Source organism: Peribacillus sp. BM1 (assembly GCF_056679975.1).
In genome coordinates this window covers 2397814-2415143 of sequence record NZ_CM155259.1, presented here as the reverse complement: position 1 = coordinate 2415143, position 17330 = coordinate 2397814, and the positions used below count along the sequence as shown (strand labels likewise).

The window sequence follows — 17330 nt, the reverse complement described above, 5'->3', positions numbered from 1 at the left end:
TTTCCCCCTTTGTATTACGTTCACATTGGTACTCCCTAATTTTAAATCGATTTAATTGAACCGCCATCCACTAAATACGTTTGCCCGGTAAGATAAGAGTTGGCCTCTGAAAGCAGGAATGTAACTAATTTTGCAAATTCCTCAGGCTCGCCGTAACGCCCCAAAGGAATCGTTGCTTTCATTTTCGCTTCCATTTCTTTTACACTGACGCCTTGCTTATCCGCATTAATTTGATCGAGATGAGCTACTCTATCCGTTGCAATACGGCCTGGGCCCACTGTATTAATCAAAATGTTATCTGAAGCTAACTCTGTCGCCAAAGTTTTAGAAAGACCAACAATGGCCGTTCGGAATGTGTTAGATAAGATCAATCCTGGAATAGGCTCTTTAATCGAAGAAGAAGCGATATTCACAATCTTGCCGCCTTGTTTTTGCAAGGAAGGGAGTGTTTCACGAATGATTCGGATATAACTTAGTAAATTCAATTCAAATGAATGTTGCCAATCATCATCACTCATTTCAATAAACGCTCCCGCTTTCGGACCACCCGCATTGTTTACAAGTAGCTCTATGCCACCGAATTCCTCATTTGTTCGATTGACAAGATTCACAATCTCATTATTTTTTGTAATATCCGTTACACAATAGGCTACTCTGCCTCCTTCTATACCTTCAATCTCTCTTTGCACAGCTTTCAGCTTGTCTTCATCTCTACCAGAAAGCATAACGTTTGCCCCTTCTTTCACGAGCAATTTCGCAACCGCTTTCCCTAATCCCTGACTTGAAGCAATAATGAGTGCATTCTTATTACGTAAACCAAATTCCATATGTAATTCCCCTCCATCCATTTTCTTCACTATCATTATAGCTTAGCCGCTTTAAAGTGGAAATCCTTTTACTAGTTAATAACGACAAGCTACAGCAAATCCGAGGATAAGAATGTTTTTCGAATGTCCCCAAGCCCCGTAATTATGATCCTTATCAAAAAAAAGAGGCTGACCCTTAATGAAAAAGTCAGACCCCACATCTACTATATATCGTTTAAGACGTGAACATCACATAATAAACGGTGTATAAGGTGTGAGGTTAGACCCTTTATTTAGGACATCCTCTTTTTTATTTATGCTTTAGAAATGGCTGCTTCAACAGCAGCTTGTACATCTTCATTTGTTTCAAGATTCAAGACAGATAGTGACAATGCTTCCATTTCCTCTTTTGAAAGTTTGCTAATTAACGAACGTGCTCTCAAAATTGAAGTGGCACTCATTGAAAATTCATCGAGACCTAGGCCAAGCAATACAGGGATTGCTATTTCGTCTCCAGCCATTTCCCCACACATACCAGCCCATTTGCCTTCTTTATGAGCGGCATCAATGACCATCTTTACTAAGCGTAAAATAGCCGGATTGTATGGTTGATACAAGTATGAAACGCGTTCATTCATTCGATCTGCAGCCATTGTGTATTGGATAAGATCATTTGTTCCGATGCTAAAGAAATCAACTTCTTTTGCAAATGTATCAGCCATAACAGCAGTGGAAGGTATTTCTACCATAATTCCGACTTCAATGCCTTCAGCCACAGTAACACCGCTTGCAAGAAGTTGTTGTTTTTCTTCTTCCAAAATCGCTTTTGCTTGACGGAATTCACCAAGGGTAGCAATCATCGGGAACATAATTTTCAAATCTCCGTATTGGCTTGCGCGCAGTAATGCACGAAGCTGAGTACGGAAGATTTCCTGTTGATCCAAGCATAAGCGAATCGCTCGGTATCCAAGGAATGGGTTCATTTCTTTTGGCAAATTAAGATACGGTAGCTCTTTGTCCCCACCAATATCAAGAGTACGAACGACAACAGGTTTTCCTTTTAGACCTTCTAATACAGCTTTATACGCCTCAAACTGCTCTTCTTCTGTTGGCAGCTGTTCTCGGCCCATGTAAAGAAATTCGGTACGATATAGACCGACACCTTCTCCACCATTATTAATCACGCCTTCAAGGTCTTTAGGTGTACCGATATTGGCAACCAGTTCAACATGGTGACCGTCTTTGGAAATCGTTTGCTCATTAACAAGCTTTGCCCATTCCGCTTTTTGAGCTTCATAAGCTTGTGCTTCTTTCTCATACTGTTCAATAATTTCAGGGGTAGGATTAATATGTACTTGTCCATTTAATCCATCTACAATCACGATATCACCATTCTGAATCGTTTTCGTAGCTTCCTTCGTACCAACAACAGCAGGAATTTCCATAGAACGGGCCATAATTGCAGAATGTGATGTTCGACCGCCGATATCTGTCGTAAAGCCTTTTACAAATTGGCGATTTAATTGCGCTGTGTCTGAAGGCGTTAAATCTTCAGAAATCACAATCACTTCTTCTGCAATCATGCTCGGATTCGGAATTTGAACACCCAAAAGATGTGCAAGTAGTCTTTTCGTAACGTCACGAATATCTGCTGCACGTTCTCTCATGTATTCATTATCCATTTGCTCAAACATCATGATAAACATATCTGCTGTTTCTTTTAAAGCAATTTCAGCGTTGACATTTTCGGATTTAATTTTGTCTTCAATTGGACCTAATAGTTCTGGGTCAGATATTACTAGCAAATGAGCATCAAAAATGGCTGCTTTATCTTCGCCTAAATCTTTAGCTGCTTTTTCCCGTATATGTTGTAATTCTGATTTCGACATATCAACCGCTGCCCTAAAACGAGCTGTCTCTTCGGCAATATTTTCAATCGACTTCTTTTCAACCTTTAAATCAGGTTCAATTAACCGATATGCCTTCGCGATCGCTATCCCGTTTGAAGCGGCAATGCCGGATAATAAAGTTGACATTATTCAGCTAATCCCTCTTTTTTCAATGTTTCTTCTAATGTGTTAAGTGCATCTTTCTCGTCGCTTCCTTCAGCTGTAATCGTGATTTCAGCATCTTTGCCTACGCCAAGTGACATAACACCCATGATTGATTTAAGATTTACTTTTTTTCCATTATATTCAAGATTAATCTCAGAATCGAATTTACCTGATGCTTGAACTAACAATGTTGCAGGGCGTGCATGAATTCCAGTATCAGCTATTACTTTAAATGTTTTTTGTTGCATTAAAATCAATCTCCCTTTTCAAATAATATAAATAATCTTAACATATCTTAACATAAAACTACATTAATGGCGCAATAACTATTGTCATTTTGCCCAATGTTGGTCATTTCATGTTAAAAAGCAAAGATAGTATGCAAATGGAAATGAAGTATTTCCATGTATATCATGTAAAATATCTTATGTACTACTCATATTTAGAATAGCACTCCTTATGATATCAAACAACGATTTCACCTTGCTTTTTCAAGGAAAATCCTACAAGAAATCCTTTATAAAAGCAACTATTATTCAGTGTTAATTTATTCTTTATGTAAGTACCCGTTTATTTTGAAGAGCAAGAAACCCAGCACCACGTTAGATGACACCGCTTACAAATACAACAATCAATCTATATAAAAATTGTACCTTTTTAAGCAAAATCGGTCAAAAACAACCAAAAGCATTCATGGTTAAAGTGAAACTTCAATCAGTGGGGGTCTTCTTCATCTCCACTGATTGTTAGTCCCGTTCTAGAATCGCTAATATCTCCGCGCAGCCTAGATAAAGCGACTCTACCAACCCGATTGGTTCAACTAAACCTTTGAAAACCACAAAGGTAAGTTTCACTGTATCTCACTAATCGGGATTTTACGGGCAGGTCCCCCCCACCTACGCTTCTTCGAAACATTGAGGTGGGGAGTATTACTGCTCGTTAATGCGGGATCAATGCGATACACACCATTGTTCAATTCTATTTAATTGTGTTTTTTACTTTTCTCACTGTAATATACATATTTGCATGGTTAATTTTTCATAGCAGCCGGAACTTCTCTTATTTTGGAAACATTCCTTTTGACTTGCATCCCAAAGATTCAACTGTTTATTTTTTCCTTTTTAAACACGTACTTTCACAACATTATTACGGAGGTTAACATGAAATTTTACTTAACTATTTTTACTTTTATATGCTGTATGACACTTATAGGTTGTTCAAATAGCCAGAATGCAAACGAAAGCAATCAATTCCTTCAGGCTGATTTGGCCGTGGAAGATCCTTCTACTATTCAAGCTTCCATTGTTCGTGTCGTGGACGGCGATACGATAAAAATCAAACTGGACAACAATAAAGAAGAAACAATAAGGCTTTTACTCGTTGATACGCCAGAAAGCGTACATCCGACAAAACCAGTCCAACCGTTTGCAATTGAAGCGAGCGACTTTGTAAAAAAACTATTACCGGTTGGAAAAGACGTTGAAGTAGAGCTTGGGACAAATGAACGGGACAAATATGGCAGACTGCTTGCTTATCTATATACAGACGGAAAAATGGTGAATCAGCTTTTACTTGAGAAAGGATATGCCAGGGTGGCTTACGTATTTGCACCGAATACGAAATACATCGATGAATTCCGTGATATCCAAGAAAAAGCGCAACTAAATGAAATTGGCATTTGGTCCATCGAAAATTATGCAACAAGTACAGGTTTTGCTGAAAAAGGACTAAAAGAAAACGAAAGTCCTATTGCTTGTACAAACCCTGAGATTAAAGGAAATATTAACTCAAAAGGTGAAAAAATATATCATGTAATAGGAGGACAGCATTATGAGCAGACGAAACCTGAACAGTTGTTTTGTACGGAAAAGGATGCACGTATGGCTGGCTTTCGAAAAGCAAAAAGTTAACGACATACTTATACTTGAAATACAGTCCCGAAGAAACATTTCGAATTTCCTTTGAACCAAGATGACCAGAACTTTTATAGTGTGTGTCCAAAAAGGTGGATAGTTCGAGGAGCGCATCTCGAGAACCGCTCACGTATGCAGTAACGTTGAGGACCGGACTTGCACAGAACGTCATTAATGAGCTTTGATGCAAGTCGCCAGCTTTTTTACCGGACTTTTTGAACATCCTCTTATAGCACCAAATACTAGAGAGCTTGGACCAAAACCAGCGCAAGGGAAATTCATTTTATTAAAAACCATCCATGAGCACCTGAACTAAAGCCCAACGATGAAAAAGGTTCAGGTTCTAAAAATTGCATCACCTAATAAAGGTGACGGTGCTGATTTTGCGAAGTCCCACCCCTTGTCCACTGAAAAATACCTGTCTTTGTATACGCGAGAAAAACGCATAGTTAGACAGGCTTAAATAAAGTGAAACTTCAATCAGTGCGGGGTTCTTCATCCCCCACTGATTGTTAGTTGAACCAATCGGGATTTTACGGGCAGTTATCCCCCCCACCTACGCTCGGTTCCTCTAAGCCTTGAGGCGGGGTTTTACTGCTCGTTAAAGCAGGATAAATTAACTTCTTGGCTCGTCCGTGTATTGATAAGTGACTTCTCCACCGTGTTTTGCTATTCCACGAAAATGTTTGAAATCTTCTCTCTTGACAAGAACAAGTTGGAAAGCTAAAAAGCGATCCTTCGTAATGGTAAATTCATCAATCTCCCGGTTTGCAAGCTGATTCAACAGCGTCTCTACTTCTTCTTTATCCAATCCAATTCCTCCACACGTCTCATAATTAAACCCAAAATCCAGTACTATAATACGCTATCACTGCGCATCATGCAATTTTTCAATTATACTACAAAGAAACGAAATTCTTTTTGTGATCATCTAGATATCTTCGTCTAATTTTCAAGAGAAAATCTTAATCTTGAAAAAATTGATCAAGATATCAATAATTGTAAACAAATTCTTTACGGATGGGAAAATATAGTGCAAAATGTATAGTAAACTATTCAGTGGTTTATTTTTTTAGTATACTCGTAATCATAAAGAAATCTATGAGAAGTTTTGTAGAGTTATTGAAAAATATATTGAAAGCGCTCTATGGTTTTTTTTACCTGTCAACAGAATTATCTTTAAATAACTGAATAATCCCTCTATTATTTCTAATTTAAGAAACAACACGGCGTTAAACGCTATAATCTAGTTTGAAGAATGACTTTATGGGGCAGGAAAATAACTCTAATAAGGTGGCGGAGCGGAGCGACAATTTTATAGATTTGCATTCGAAATCTAGTTTAACTTACAGTTTAATTGGTAACTGTGTTAAGTTAACAAGCTTCGTTCCCTTTTCCTTCATACAAAAAGACAATTATGAGATGAAAAGGATGGTTGATAGCTATGAAAAAGGCAGAAATAGGTAATATCATTGAATTCCGAGATGGTTTGCAAGGGATCGTAGAAAAGGTTAATGAAAATTCAGTCATTGTAGATGTTACTTATATGGCTAATTATAGAGATTTTGATTTGGAACAGAAAACGGTAGTCAATCATAAAAACTATAAAATCATTAAATAGATGTTTATTACGCACAACATATATTCAAGTTTGGAAAGTGTTCGATAATTATGTACCCCGGTTTAACAGGCCGTAATCCCCCACCTCACTTTTTTTGAGAGAATCAAGAAAAATTAGGTGGGGGATAAACTGCCTGTAAATCCCCTATCAGTTCAACACCTCTATTTATCCCGCATTAACGGAAAGTCAAGACTCACTGATTGAAGTTTCACTTTATTAATAAACAATAGATTCCACAAATTTTGTAATCCTTTTTTAATCGATTCGTCTAACATTGTAAAAGCATTTCTACACAATTCATGGTATATTGAAATTGCTTTTTATTCTTTAGAGAATGGAAAACTCATACAAGAAAGGAGATTATTCCAATGAACAAATGGAAATTAGTACTAGCTGGGCTTACAGTTTCTGCTTTTGTACTGAGCGGTTGTGGTACTGGCAATAATGACGATAATGCCAAGGAACCACAACTAGAAAATCCAGACGTCAGTACAGAAAACACTGGAAATACTACTGATACCAATGAGAACAGCAGTGAGGAAGACAAAGACAGCACCGTGAACACTGACTCCACTGATAATGCCAATTCACCTACAGACAAGCCGACTACGGAAGATGGAGCTACTGAAACTTCAACAACCGAGGATAAAGGTGAACCAGTCCGAATTCTTGAACAACCTTTGAAATTCAAAGTCAATGGTAAAGAAAAAGAAGAAACGGCTTTCCTAAAAAATAGCGATAATCAACCATTCAGTTTGTATGTACTGCCTGAATTTGAACTAACTGCAGAAGAACCTAATAAGGATGTCCTATTTTTAACTGAACAAGATGAAGTTTACATGCGAATTGAGCACTTTCCTACTGAAGTGAATTGGGATGAAATCGAAGCAAATGTCAAAACACAATTGAATGCCATTTCAGAAACGGTCACATCAATTGATGCTTCCCAATATTCTCTTGACCATGCCGTCGTTTATGAAGCAGTAAATGGAGATGACATCGTCACTTCTGTTCTTTTCCAAGACGAAAAGAATCAATCTAGAATCACAATTTTTACGAAGAAAGACCATGATTACAGAGATGCCTTCATTCAAATGGGTAAAACAATCATGAAAAACTAAAACAAAGCCATGAAACAGGTATATACCTGTTTCATGGCTTTTTTCTTAGGGGATCTCTAAACCATACCAGCACTAAAAAAATTAAGGTAATGTAACCAAATAGCGGGTACAAATATCCTAATAATTGGCCATATTCAAACTTCCCTATCAGAACAGACAGGAGACATATTATGACGATTACTAGAAAACCAGGTATTTTTATATAAGTTTGAATTTGTTTTTGCAGCCCAAAGATATTACCAATAACTGAGGTGAAGATTTCACCATAGATGACTAATACAAATAGCCAATGCAGATGTGCTGCTGCATTTTTCATTAATTCTGCTGATGGAATCGAATAGTTCATTAAGTCAGGCAACATAACAAGCGAAAAATGCCCAGTCAGCAAAATAACGGTCAAAAAGAAACCACCAAGCATCGCTCCCCGCTTCAATACCTTTTCCTCACGAATTTCATAAGCTACTGGCACTAGCACAGCAAGAGAAAGGGACAGATTAAAGGCCGTATAAGCAAATGGAGACATAACGATATCTAGGGTTTTCCCTCCTTCAGGAATCACTGTAACAGCGGATACAAACCCACCACCCTTAATTGTAAGAATACATAACATCACACTAAAAAAAATCATCATTGGAACAACAAAGGAATTGACTGCAAACAACCCTTTCATCCCTCTCATCAGTACGATCGATGCAAATAATATCGTCACTGCAACACCAACATTCTTTGAAAAACCGAGTTGTTCTTCAAAAACTGCTCCTGCACCAGAAATCATTACAGCTGTAACCCCAATTAACATGATCATAAATAGTAAATTGACGAACACAGCAATTTTTTTCCCAAATAAAAGCTGATTGAATTCTTCGTAAGTCGAAACAGCCGCTCGAGAAGATAACAACATGATTTTCGTACCAGTAAAAATAAAAATATATCCGGCTATCAAAACTCCAAAAAAACCATACATACCATACTGAGTGAAGAATTCAGCGATTTCCCTTCCTGTGGCAAACCCCGCTCCAACAACTGTTCCCACATAAACCGCTGCGATCTGGAATGCACCTGTCCATCTTGAAACCATCCGCTCGCCTCCCCATTACAATATATATGTGAGGTTAAGGGATTTAAGACAAGCAATGGATCAAGTAATTTCCTAGTGTACAACCAACAGCTGTTTTTTGTAATCTTCTGAACAAAGAAATGAGAATATCCCATATCACAAAGTTCAGACCCCACATCAACTATAACGAAAATACACAATAAACGGGCTATAGAGTATGAGGTCAGACCTTTTTGAGACATCCTCACTTATCAAAAAACAATAACTAAATTCCTTACATTATTTATTGTTTTTTATAGTTTTGTATCATCAATTGATGTTAGCCATTCGTCGATGACGCAGACAACATTTTTGACGGTGCCTTCAGTAAACGGAGAATCTAAATGTGCCGATTTCACAAGTCCGAGAAACGATTGGCTACCTCCAAGCTTACAAAGGCTTAAATAATCCTCCCACGCTTTCTCCTGATCTTCTCTTGATCGTTTCCAAAATTGGAAAGCACATATTTGTGCTAACGTGTAGTCAATATAATAAAACGGAGAATTGAAAATATGTCCTTGACGCTGCCAATATCCACCGTTCTCTAAAAACTCCATGCCATCGTAGTTACGATGTGGTAAATATTTTTTCTCAATATCACGCCATGCTTTCTTTCTTTCACTTGGCGTTGCTCCAGGATTTTCATAAACGAAATGCTGGAATTCATCTACAGTCACTCCATATGGCAAGAAAGTGAGCGCGTCCGCCAAATGCGAGAATTTATACTTGTCTGTATCTTCTTCAAAAAACAGCTCCATCCATGGCCATGTAAGGAACTCCATACTCATTGAATGAATTTCACATGCTTCATATGTAGGCCAGTAATACTCAGGGAGTTTTGAGTTTCTGCTACTATACACTTGGAAAGCATGTCCGGCTTCATGAGTAAGAACGTCAATATCACCTGATGTCCCGTTAAAGTTCGAAAAAATAAAAGGTGCGCGATAATCCTCAATCATTGTACAATATCCGCCACCGGCTTTTCCTTTTTTAGCTACAAGATCCATTAATCCATTGTCTTGCATGTAATTAAAGAATTCAGCTGTTTCAGGAGATAACTCACTGTACATCTTCTTCCCGTTCGCTACAATCCAATTGGGATCCCCTTTTGGTTCGGCATTTCCTGTTTGGAATTCAAATCCTTCATCATAGAACTTCAGCACATCAACGTTGATTCTTTGCTTTTGACGTTCTTTCAACTTACTTACAAGCGGAACGACATATTCTTCTACTTGTTTGCGGAAATTAGCGACCATTTCAGCATTATAATCCGTTCTAGCCATACGATAATAACCAAGCTCAACAAAATTCTTATAGCCAAGCCTTACTGCGATTTCATGACGAACTTTAACGAGCTGGTCGTAAATCTCATCTAATTTCTTTTCATTTTCTTCAAAGAAACCGAATACCGCTTTGCTTGAACTTTTCCTAATTTCTCGATCTCTTGATTCAGTAAATGGCTGAAGCTGTGCTAGTGTTCGTTCTTCCCCATCAAATTCAATTTTTGCAGAAGCCAGTAATTGCGTATACTCGCTTGATAGCTTATTTTCTTTTTGCAATAAAGGAATGATTTCCGGAGAGAAGGTTTTCAATTGTGCTTCCGCTAAAGCAAACAGTTGCGTACCATATTCTGCTTCGAGTTCTTTACGATATTTAGTTTTCACAAGTCTTTCGTAGTATTGAGATACGAACTCTTCAATTTCCGGTGATATTTCATCAAGATATTCATTCTCTGATTTATAAAATTCATCATTTGTATCAATCGAATGGCGGATTGAACAAATCGTTAACATTGTTCCTACGTTATTTCTTAAACGATTAATTTCGTCAATCGCTTCTTTTTGTCCAGCCACATTTTCAGCTGCCTCAAATTTCTCCAATAGACTTGTGAATTTCAGCTTCACTTCTTCTAAATTAGGTCGGATATACTCATATTGTTCGAATGTCAAACAAAACACTTCCTTTTGCTAAAATAAGGATTGATTTCACTACCTACACCTTGCTTTTCTTTCTCGATACATAATGAAAACTCCTTCTTTTCTAATTTATTTTTCTAAAAGAGAGTCACCATCATTCCTGTTTTACAAAAAAAGCCGTTCACCCTTTGATGGCTGAACAGCAAGCGATCATATGCTATTTTATTAATAAGTTTGTAAAAAAGGTCGTGTGAAACAGCGGTTTCATATACCTTTTCGTCTAGACTCTTCAATCATACGCTTTATAGCCAATTTTTTTAATAAACTCGATTGCAGTTTGTTTTTCTTCTGGCGTAAGAATATTCATAATGTCATCAATTTGTTTCTCATGTTCTGGAAATACCTTTTCAATAAACGTTTTTCCTTCTTCAGTAATCTTTGCATAGGTAACTCGCCGATCTTCTTTACAGGCAACTCGCTCTATGTATTGCTTCTTCTCCAGTTTGTCTACTACATAGGTAATGCTACCACTCGCAAGCAGTATTTTCCCACCAATTTGCTGCAAAGGCTGTTCTCCTTTATGATATAGCAGTTCCAAAACTGCAAATTCAGTTGGATTTAATCCTTGTTCAGCGATATATTTATTCACAACATCATTGATGGATCGATGCGCTCTAGATAAAACAATGAACAGCTTGAGTGACTGCTGCACGCTATTATTTTCCATCCTATTCACAACCTTATTATATAAAATTTAAATATCTCGAATTAAAGCTATTATAAAAAATAAAAATGCTTTTGTCAATTTTCCATATTAATTTCATTTAACTGTTTCCAAATCAAGTTGGCTATACTAAAATTTATACCATGCGAGGATTTGTCCCATATTTCCAAACGATTTACTCAGAATAGAATAAACAATATAGAAATCCTTGTTCTGCTTACTATATGTGCATGTTTAAAAAGGAGGATAAAAAGAGCCGAGAAGTTCGAGGAGCGCTCGAGAGGATCGGACTTGCACAAAACGTGCGAGGTTTTAACAGAAGGTCATTAATGAGCTTCGATGCAATTCGCAAGCTTTTTTACCGGACTTTTTGAACAACCTCTATATAAACAAAATGATGAACTTTGATATATAGATTTAAATTACTTAATAAGGAAGTGGAATCATGACCTCAATTTCTCTCAAGGTCGACAAACAATTACCTAATTCCCAAACAGCTTATTGGGTATTGGTTCTGATGGGGTTTTGCCATTTATTAAATGACTCACTTCAGGCTGTCGTACCAGCTATGTTCCCGACTCTGGAAAAATCTATGCAGCTAAGCTATACACAGCTTGGAATGATTGCCTTCGCTCTTAATATCGTCGCTTCCTTAATGCAGCCTGCAATTGGTTGGTATGCTGATAAAAAACCCCTTCCTTTCGCTTTGCCGATTGGTTTAACGAGTACACTTATTGGCATTACTTTGCTTGCTCTTTCACCTACATATGGGATGATCATTTTTTCAGTAATCTTAATCGGAATTGGGTCTGCGATCTTTCATCCAGAAGGATCAAGAGTGGCTTTTATGGCTGGTGGCCCGAAAAGAGGACTTGCTCAATCCATTTATCAGGTAGGAGGAAATACAGGCCAGGCACTTGCACCATTGATTTCTGCATTGATATTTCTTCCATTCGGACAGCGTGGTGCTCTCTGGTTTGTCCCTGTTGCATTCTGTGCAGTTCTTATCCTCATCTATATTGCTAGATGGTACAAATCTAGATTAGCTGATTTTCCTCTTCCTAAGAAAAAAGCGCATAAAAGTGCAGGAAAGATACATCAAAAAGTATTAGCCGCACTTGGAATTGTTTTGTTTATCATTTTCGCACGTTCGTGGTACATATCATGTATGACAAATTTCTATGCATTTTATCTGATAGACGATTATTTATTTACCATACGATCTTCACAAATTTTCATTTTTGCATTTTTAGCTGCTGGTGCACTTGGAACTTTCTTCGGCGGACCCCTAGCCGACAAGTATGGAAGAAAAAATATCATCCTGTTTTCAGTGGCTGGAAGCGCGCCATTGACGATTCTTCTACCGTTTGTCCCGGCATATGTATCCATTTTTCTGCTTTTGATTGCCGGATTTATCATCATGACTAGTTTCTCAGTAACTGTTATCTATGCTCAGGAACTATTCCCAGGCAAGGTAGGGACTATGGCAGGTTTAACGGTTGGATTCGCCTTTGGCATGGGAGCAATTGGCTCTGTTGCTTTTGGGTACTTAGCAGATTCGATTAGTATTGGAACGACCATTAAATTAGCTGGATTCCTACCGCTTCTTGGAATACTTGGAATGTGGCTACCGAAGGATGCTCAACTAAGAAAAACATAAGAGATTATTAATGGATGTTAAAATAGGTGGATAGTTCCGCAAGCGATCGTCTTAACGACTTGCACGTCCTGCGCTTATATCTGCATTGTACAGAACGAGCGCTATTTTAACAGAAGTTCAAAAATTCGCGACGAAGAAATTCGACAGCTATTTTTACCGGATGTTTTGAACAATATCTTTTGAAAAATATCTAATAATGAGAATATCATTAACAGAAAACTTTTACTAAAGCAAAGGAGTTAATTATGAGTGAAGTACTACTAGGCAGCATTCTTTCTGCCATGTCTACCGGAGCAGGGGCATTCTTTATCCTGTTCATGCCTGGTACATTAACACACCGACTTCGCGATAACCTTTTAGCGTTCACAGCAGGGATTATGATGGCCGCATCCTTGCTGAGTCTAATTCCAGAAGCATTAAAAACAGGCGGCTATATTCAGCTTGTCGTTGGTGTTTTTTTGGGAGTGTTAATTTTAACATTATTGGAGAAAAACATTCCTCATATTGATCTCGGTCATAAAAAAAAAGGAATTGAGTTTGATGAAAAAGCTTTATTGATTATTATAGCTATTACATTACATAATATTCCAGAAGGTCTTTCTGTTGGTGTAAGTTATGCCTCTGATACTGAAGGCACAGGTAATCTAATTGCCTTTGCTATTGGTCTACAAAATGCTCCAGAGGGCCTTCTTGTTGCACTATTCTTAGTCAATCAACAAATTAGTAAATTGAAAGCATTTATTATAGCTACCTTGACTGGTGCAATTGAGATTGTCACCGGATTGCTTGGCTTCTACCTCACCTCTTATATTGGCTTTCTTGTTCCATATGGCTTGGCCTTTGCAGCTGGTGCCATGTTATTCATCGTCTATAAAGAATTAATACCAGAAAGCCATGGAGATGGAAACGAGCGAACGTCGACTTATTCCTTTATTATTGGACTTTTATTTATGATTCTACTTCTCAATATGTAGATGAAATGGATGTCTTTAGCAATGTTTCTTTTTTAAAAGCTGTTTTCACAGGATGAATAAATTCTGAGAACAGCTTTTTTTCATTATCTTCGTTGTTTATCGATGATTTCATATCTATATTTGGGTGGGGACGTCTCTTAGATGATTTGAATGATAGTTCTGTTAATCTGACACTACTCGATGATTGGGCTTACGAAGTTTTTTAGATTATGTAGAACTCACAACGATTTGCTGAGATTGATTCTGGTAAGTGAATGGTTGTTGAACAATAATAATCATATTGTTCACACAATACTTTGCTTCAAAAACAGGGCTGTCTTGCACATAACTATATTCATTTATTAATACATCAAGCTCTTGACTGGAACGAATCGTAAGTTCATCTGTCATACCGTACATTTCTGCTAATTGAAACATTTCAATTCTCTTCTCTTGAATTTGATTAAACATTTTTACTGAACTGGGTTTCATGATTACTTCAGCTTCCTCCTGCCAAGTTATAAGTTGTATACAAATGGATTATTACAAATTTTTCATCCTATGTAAATAGATTCGCAAAAATAGACAAAACCTTTTAAATTTTTACATTCGTATTCAAATAGGGCTGAAAAGTATGAGAAACTCATGATTAGTGGATCAAAGAGTGTACAATTATTATGGTAGTGCCGGAATCAGTACCCTAGAAAGAGTAGCAGACATAAAATAGCTGTTTCTTTTTAAAATAATTCCCATCAGACATTTTAAACAACCTATACAAAAAAAGAGGGAAGCAATTTATACAGCATTTGCGCTTCAATATCATTCAAAATGGGTAGATTAGGTATAGTAAAATAAATGGAGGCAGAATTATGATCCGACAAAGACTATTCAAAAAAGGCATTTCACTCTTTAAAAAAGATGCCAAACATTATTCAACCAATAAACCAGAAGCAGATAAATTATTAGGAGAAGCGGGTATAAAAGCAAATAAAAATGAAACAATGCTTAAAGGAGTTTGGACCAACCTTCAAACGCTGTTTCAAATGATAAAAGCGTGGATTTCCGGTGATTATCGGCAAATTCCAACCCGTTCTTTACTTATCATATTCGCTACAATTGCCTATTTTGTCTCGCCCATTGATCTCATGCCAGACTTTTTATTTGGGTTCGGTTTGCTCGATGATGTAGCCATTCTCACTTTTGCTTTTAAGCAAATTGAACATGATTTAATAGCCTTTAATGCATGGAAACAAAAAGCAGAGTGATTGGATAATTATAAATCACTCTCTAACCCTCTCTTGAAATCGGCAGGAAGATATGGAATGCCGTTCCTTTTCATAATTCACTTTCTACTTCGATATATCCTTTATGCTCTTCAATAATTTTATAACTAACCATAAGTCCAAGACCCGCCCCTCGATCTTTTGTAGTATAAAGTGAAACTTCAATCAGTGGGGGTTTTCTTCTTCCCCACTGATTGTTAGTTGAACCAATCGGGCTTTTATGGGCAGTTATCCCCCACCTACGCTTCCTCGGTTCCTCTAAGCCTTGAGTTGGGGGTTTTACTGCCCATTAAAGCGGGATAAAATGGTTCTCCAAGCCTTCTCAACTTTTCTTCTGGAATCCCCGGACCTTGATCGATAATCGGAATTTTTACAAATAAATCAGCAATAGGATCCATTAATGATTACGAAACTACTATTATTCGATGCTATCACCAATAATATCTTTTTTAGCACGCCTATCATTTGTTAATTTCTAGAAAATTAATTCAATTACATTCTATTACATATTAACATGATTTCGTTATTCACCTTGACTATTTTAGAATTTTTTCAATTAAAATTCAGACAATTCCAACATTAGTAATATTTTGTTATTAAAAAATTTTTGATATAATGATTTTCGTTCATGAAAACTGGGTATAAAAATAGAGTAATTTTTTGCTCATTTAAAAGAGATATTTGGAATGGAGGTCACTTTATGACAAAAAGAAATTTTTACTTTGATAATGCAAAATTTATTTTGATAGCGTTTGTCGTATTCGGTCATCTCCTAAACAGTTATATTCAAGGGAGCGAGGGAATAAGTGCGCTCTATAAAACCATTTATTCCTTCCATATGCCCGCTTTTATTTTAGTTTCTGGTTTTTTCGCAAAAGGTTTCTATCAAAAAGGATATATTTCTAAAATTACAAAAAAACTGATTATTCCATACCTAATTTTCCAAATCATTTATTCGATTTTCTACTTTTTTCTATATAATAAAACTACTTTAAATGTGGATCTCCTCAATCCACATTGGTCACTTTGGTTTCTAATTAGCTTATTTTTCTGGAATATCATGTTACTTGGCTTTGCAAAGTTGAAGCCACTAACTGGGATCGTAGTTGCATTCGGAATTACACTGCTCATAGGCTATGTGGACATAGTCACTAATTTCTTAAGCTTATCAAGGACTTTTGTATTTTTTCCACTGTTCCTCATTGGATACCATCTAAAGAAAGAACATTTGGTCAAGCTGTTCAATCCAAAAGTTCGCTTAGGAGCAACCATGATTATGGTAATTGTATTTATTGGCTTTTATTTATATCCAGACATTAACTATAAATGGCTTCTTGGATCTAAGCCATATTCCGAATTAGAAACAGCAAGTATCATTTCGATGTTCAAAAGATTAGGATTCTATGGTCTAAGCTTGCTCATGGTCTTTAGTTTTCTGTCATTAATTCCTCGTGAAAGGTACTTCTTCACCAAATGGGGAGAGCAAACACTTTATGTATATTTACTTCATGGCTTTATAATACGCACATTTAGAGAAAGCAATATAAAAGGTTTCTTTACAGATGCAGAAAATTATGTAATGCTTGCGGGAATTTCCTTTTTACTAACCATTCTTTTATCAAGCAAGTTCGTAACATCACTTGCCCAACCAATCATCGAAGTACAAACAACACAATTTGTAAACTTAATCAATAAATTTTTTCTGTATCTCAAACTCTATAAAAAACGCTGGCAGGATCAATAAAAATAGGATTAGATCCCATCTTTCCTAAGATTTACCCCCTAGACTAAATGAGACTAGGGGGGTGTTTAAGCTTATCTATTTTTCATCGTTAATTTTTCGGTTGTTATTTCTTTTTTTGCTTTGTTGAGGCAAGTACGTCATAAATTTTCGCTGCGTTCATATCACTTGTAAATTCCGTTCCGAATTCTTCTCGAATTTGGTATTTAGGAAGTGCATTTTCTTTTTTTTTGATCTTTTGTTTATTCATGTGTTTTCCCTTTTCTCCCTTGTTTTGAATTACGATTTGCACCTTTCATCACATTTTCATCCATTGCAAACTCATTTGCATATTCATTTTCCGCTTGATTTCGTTTTGGTGTCTTGCTCGTTTTCAAGGCACCATCTACATTTGCTTTTCGTTTCACTTTTCATCCACCATCCTTATTCAAAGTACCTTGCT

The 17330-nt window shown here is 36.7% G+C and carries 17 protein-coding genes and 1 pseudogene; 7 read left to right on the top strand and 11 right to left on the bottom strand.

Annotation, left to right across the window (positions count from 1 at the left end):
* Positions 1 to 41 precede the first annotated feature (41 nt).
* The 3 genes from AC1MGI_RS11615 to AC1MGI_RS11605 all read right to left on the bottom strand — a co-directional run bounded on the left by AC1MGI_RS11615 (position 42) and on the right by AC1MGI_RS11605 (position 3108).
* On the bottom strand, positions 42 to 827 hold the full coding sequence (locus AC1MGI_RS11615; RefSeq protein ID WP_480345407.1) for an SDR family oxidoreductase: 786 nt from the start codon (positions 825 to 827) through the stop codon (positions 42 to 44).
* Positions 828 to 1120: 293 nt separating this feature from the next.
* Positions 1121 to 2842 (bottom strand): phosphoenolpyruvate--protein phosphotransferase, encoded by a 1722-nt coding sequence (ptsP, locus tag AC1MGI_RS11610; RefSeq protein WP_480345406.1) that lies wholly within the window; start codon positions 2840 to 2842, stop codon positions 1121 to 1123.
* The gene (locus tag AC1MGI_RS11605; protein WP_062181715.1) at positions 2842 to 3108 is read right to left on the bottom strand and encodes a phosphocarrier protein HPr; all 267 of its coding nucleotides are present in this window, start codon (positions 3106 to 3108) and stop codon (positions 2842 to 2844) included. The genes ptsP and AC1MGI_RS11605 overlap by 1 nt, the downstream gene beginning before the upstream one ends.
* Positions 3109 to 4020: 912 nt before the next feature.
* Here AC1MGI_RS11605 and AC1MGI_RS11600 point away from each other — a divergent pair.
* On the top strand, positions 4021 to 4770 hold the full coding sequence (locus AC1MGI_RS11600; protein ID WP_480345405.1) for a thermonuclease family protein: 750 nt from the start codon (positions 4021 to 4023) through the stop codon (positions 4768 to 4770).
* Positions 4771 to 5389: 619 nt separating this feature from the next.
* On the opposite strand, the gene AC1MGI_RS11595 is transcribed toward AC1MGI_RS11600, so the two are convergent.
* The gene (locus tag AC1MGI_RS11595; protein WP_480345404.1) at positions 5390 to 5584 is read right to left on the bottom strand and encodes a hypothetical protein; all 195 of its coding nucleotides are present in this window, start codon (positions 5582 to 5584) and stop codon (positions 5390 to 5392) included.
* Between the two features lie 633 nt (positions 5585 to 6217).
* Here AC1MGI_RS11595 and AC1MGI_RS11590 point away from each other — a divergent pair.
* Positions 6218 to 6394, top strand: coding sequence for a YkvS family protein (locus AC1MGI_RS11590; RefSeq protein ID WP_082190976.1), 177 nt, complete (start codon positions 6218 to 6220; stop codon positions 6392 to 6394).
* Between the two features lie 368 nt (positions 6395 to 6762).
* Entirely contained in the window at positions 6763 to 7515 is a 753-nt protein-coding gene (locus AC1MGI_RS11585) for a hypothetical protein (protein ID WP_480345403.1), read from the top strand.
* A gap of 31 nt (positions 7516 to 7546) precedes the next feature.
* Here AC1MGI_RS11585 and AC1MGI_RS11580 read toward each other — a convergent pair whose 3' ends face one another.
* From AC1MGI_RS11580 to AC1MGI_RS11570, 3 genes are all read right to left on the bottom strand, one after another.
* The gene (locus tag AC1MGI_RS11580) at positions 7547 to 8593 is read right to left on the bottom strand and encodes a YkvI family membrane protein (RefSeq protein WP_480345402.1); all 1047 of its coding nucleotides are present in this window, start codon (positions 8591 to 8593) and stop codon (positions 7547 to 7549) included.
* A gap of 272 nt (positions 8594 to 8865) precedes the next feature.
* On the bottom strand, positions 8866 to 10560 hold the full coding sequence (locus AC1MGI_RS11575) for a M3 family oligoendopeptidase (RefSeq protein WP_480345401.1): 1695 nt from the start codon (positions 10558 to 10560) through the stop codon (positions 8866 to 8868).
* Positions 10561 to 10816: 256 nt separating this feature from the next.
* A complete protein-coding gene (locus AC1MGI_RS11570) occupies positions 10817 to 11254 on the bottom strand; it encodes a MarR family winged helix-turn-helix transcriptional regulator (protein ID WP_480345400.1) in 438 nt (145 codons plus the stop codon).
* 442 nt (positions 11255 to 11696) lie between these two features.
* Here AC1MGI_RS11570 and AC1MGI_RS11565 point away from each other — a divergent pair, with 442 nt between their 5' ends.
* Together AC1MGI_RS11565 and AC1MGI_RS11560 are read left to right on the top strand one after the other, a co-directional pair.
* The gene (locus AC1MGI_RS11565; protein ID WP_480345399.1) at positions 11697 to 12911 is read left to right on the top strand and encodes an MFS transporter; all 1215 of its coding nucleotides are present in this window, start codon (positions 11697 to 11699) and stop codon (positions 12909 to 12911) included.
* A 245-nt stretch (positions 12912 to 13156) separates the two neighbouring features.
* Complete coding sequence (locus AC1MGI_RS11560) at positions 13157 to 13885, top strand: ZIP family metal transporter (protein ID WP_480345398.1); 729 nt, start codon at positions 13157 to 13159, stop codon at positions 13883 to 13885.
* A gap of 207 nt (positions 13886 to 14092) precedes the next feature.
* On the opposite strand, the gene AC1MGI_RS11555 is transcribed toward AC1MGI_RS11560, so the two are convergent.
* The gene (locus AC1MGI_RS11555; RefSeq protein ID WP_480345397.1) at positions 14093 to 14356 is read right to left on the bottom strand and encodes a Spo0E family sporulation regulatory protein-aspartic acid phosphatase; all 264 of its coding nucleotides are present in this window, start codon (positions 14354 to 14356) and stop codon (positions 14093 to 14095) included.
* A gap of 377 nt (positions 14357 to 14733) precedes the next feature.
* Between AC1MGI_RS11555 and AC1MGI_RS11550 the strand changes: the two genes are divergently transcribed.
* Entirely contained in the window at positions 14734 to 15129 is a 396-nt protein-coding gene (locus tag AC1MGI_RS11550; RefSeq protein ID WP_480345396.1) for a YkvA family protein, read from the top strand.
* 70 nt (positions 15130 to 15199) lie between these two features.
* On the opposite strand, the pseudogene AC1MGI_RS11545 reads toward AC1MGI_RS11550, so the two are convergent.
* Positions 15200 to 15301 (bottom strand): annotated as a pseudogene (locus AC1MGI_RS11545) (hypothetical protein); the annotation flags it as partial.
* 546 nt (positions 15302 to 15847) lie between these two features.
* On the opposite strand from AC1MGI_RS11545, the gene AC1MGI_RS11540 reads away from it, so the two are divergent.
* Positions 15848 to 16891, top strand: coding sequence for an acyltransferase family protein (locus AC1MGI_RS11540; protein ID WP_480345395.1), 1044 nt, complete (start codon positions 15848 to 15850; stop codon positions 16889 to 16891).
* A 103-nt stretch (positions 16892 to 16994) separates the two neighbouring features.
* On the opposite strand, the gene AC1MGI_RS11535 is transcribed toward AC1MGI_RS11540, so the two are convergent.
* Positions 16995 to 17138: a hypothetical protein gene (locus AC1MGI_RS11535; RefSeq protein WP_480345394.1), complete on the bottom strand. Its 144-nt coding sequence runs from the start codon at positions 17136 to 17138 to the stop codon at positions 16995 to 16997.
* Complete coding sequence (locus AC1MGI_RS11530; RefSeq protein WP_062181754.1) at positions 17131 to 17295, bottom strand: hypothetical protein; 165 nt, start codon at positions 17293 to 17295, stop codon at positions 17131 to 17133. Before AC1MGI_RS11530 ends, AC1MGI_RS11535 begins: the two co-directional genes overlap by 8 nt.
* Between the last annotated feature and the right edge of the window lie 35 nt (positions 17296 to 17330).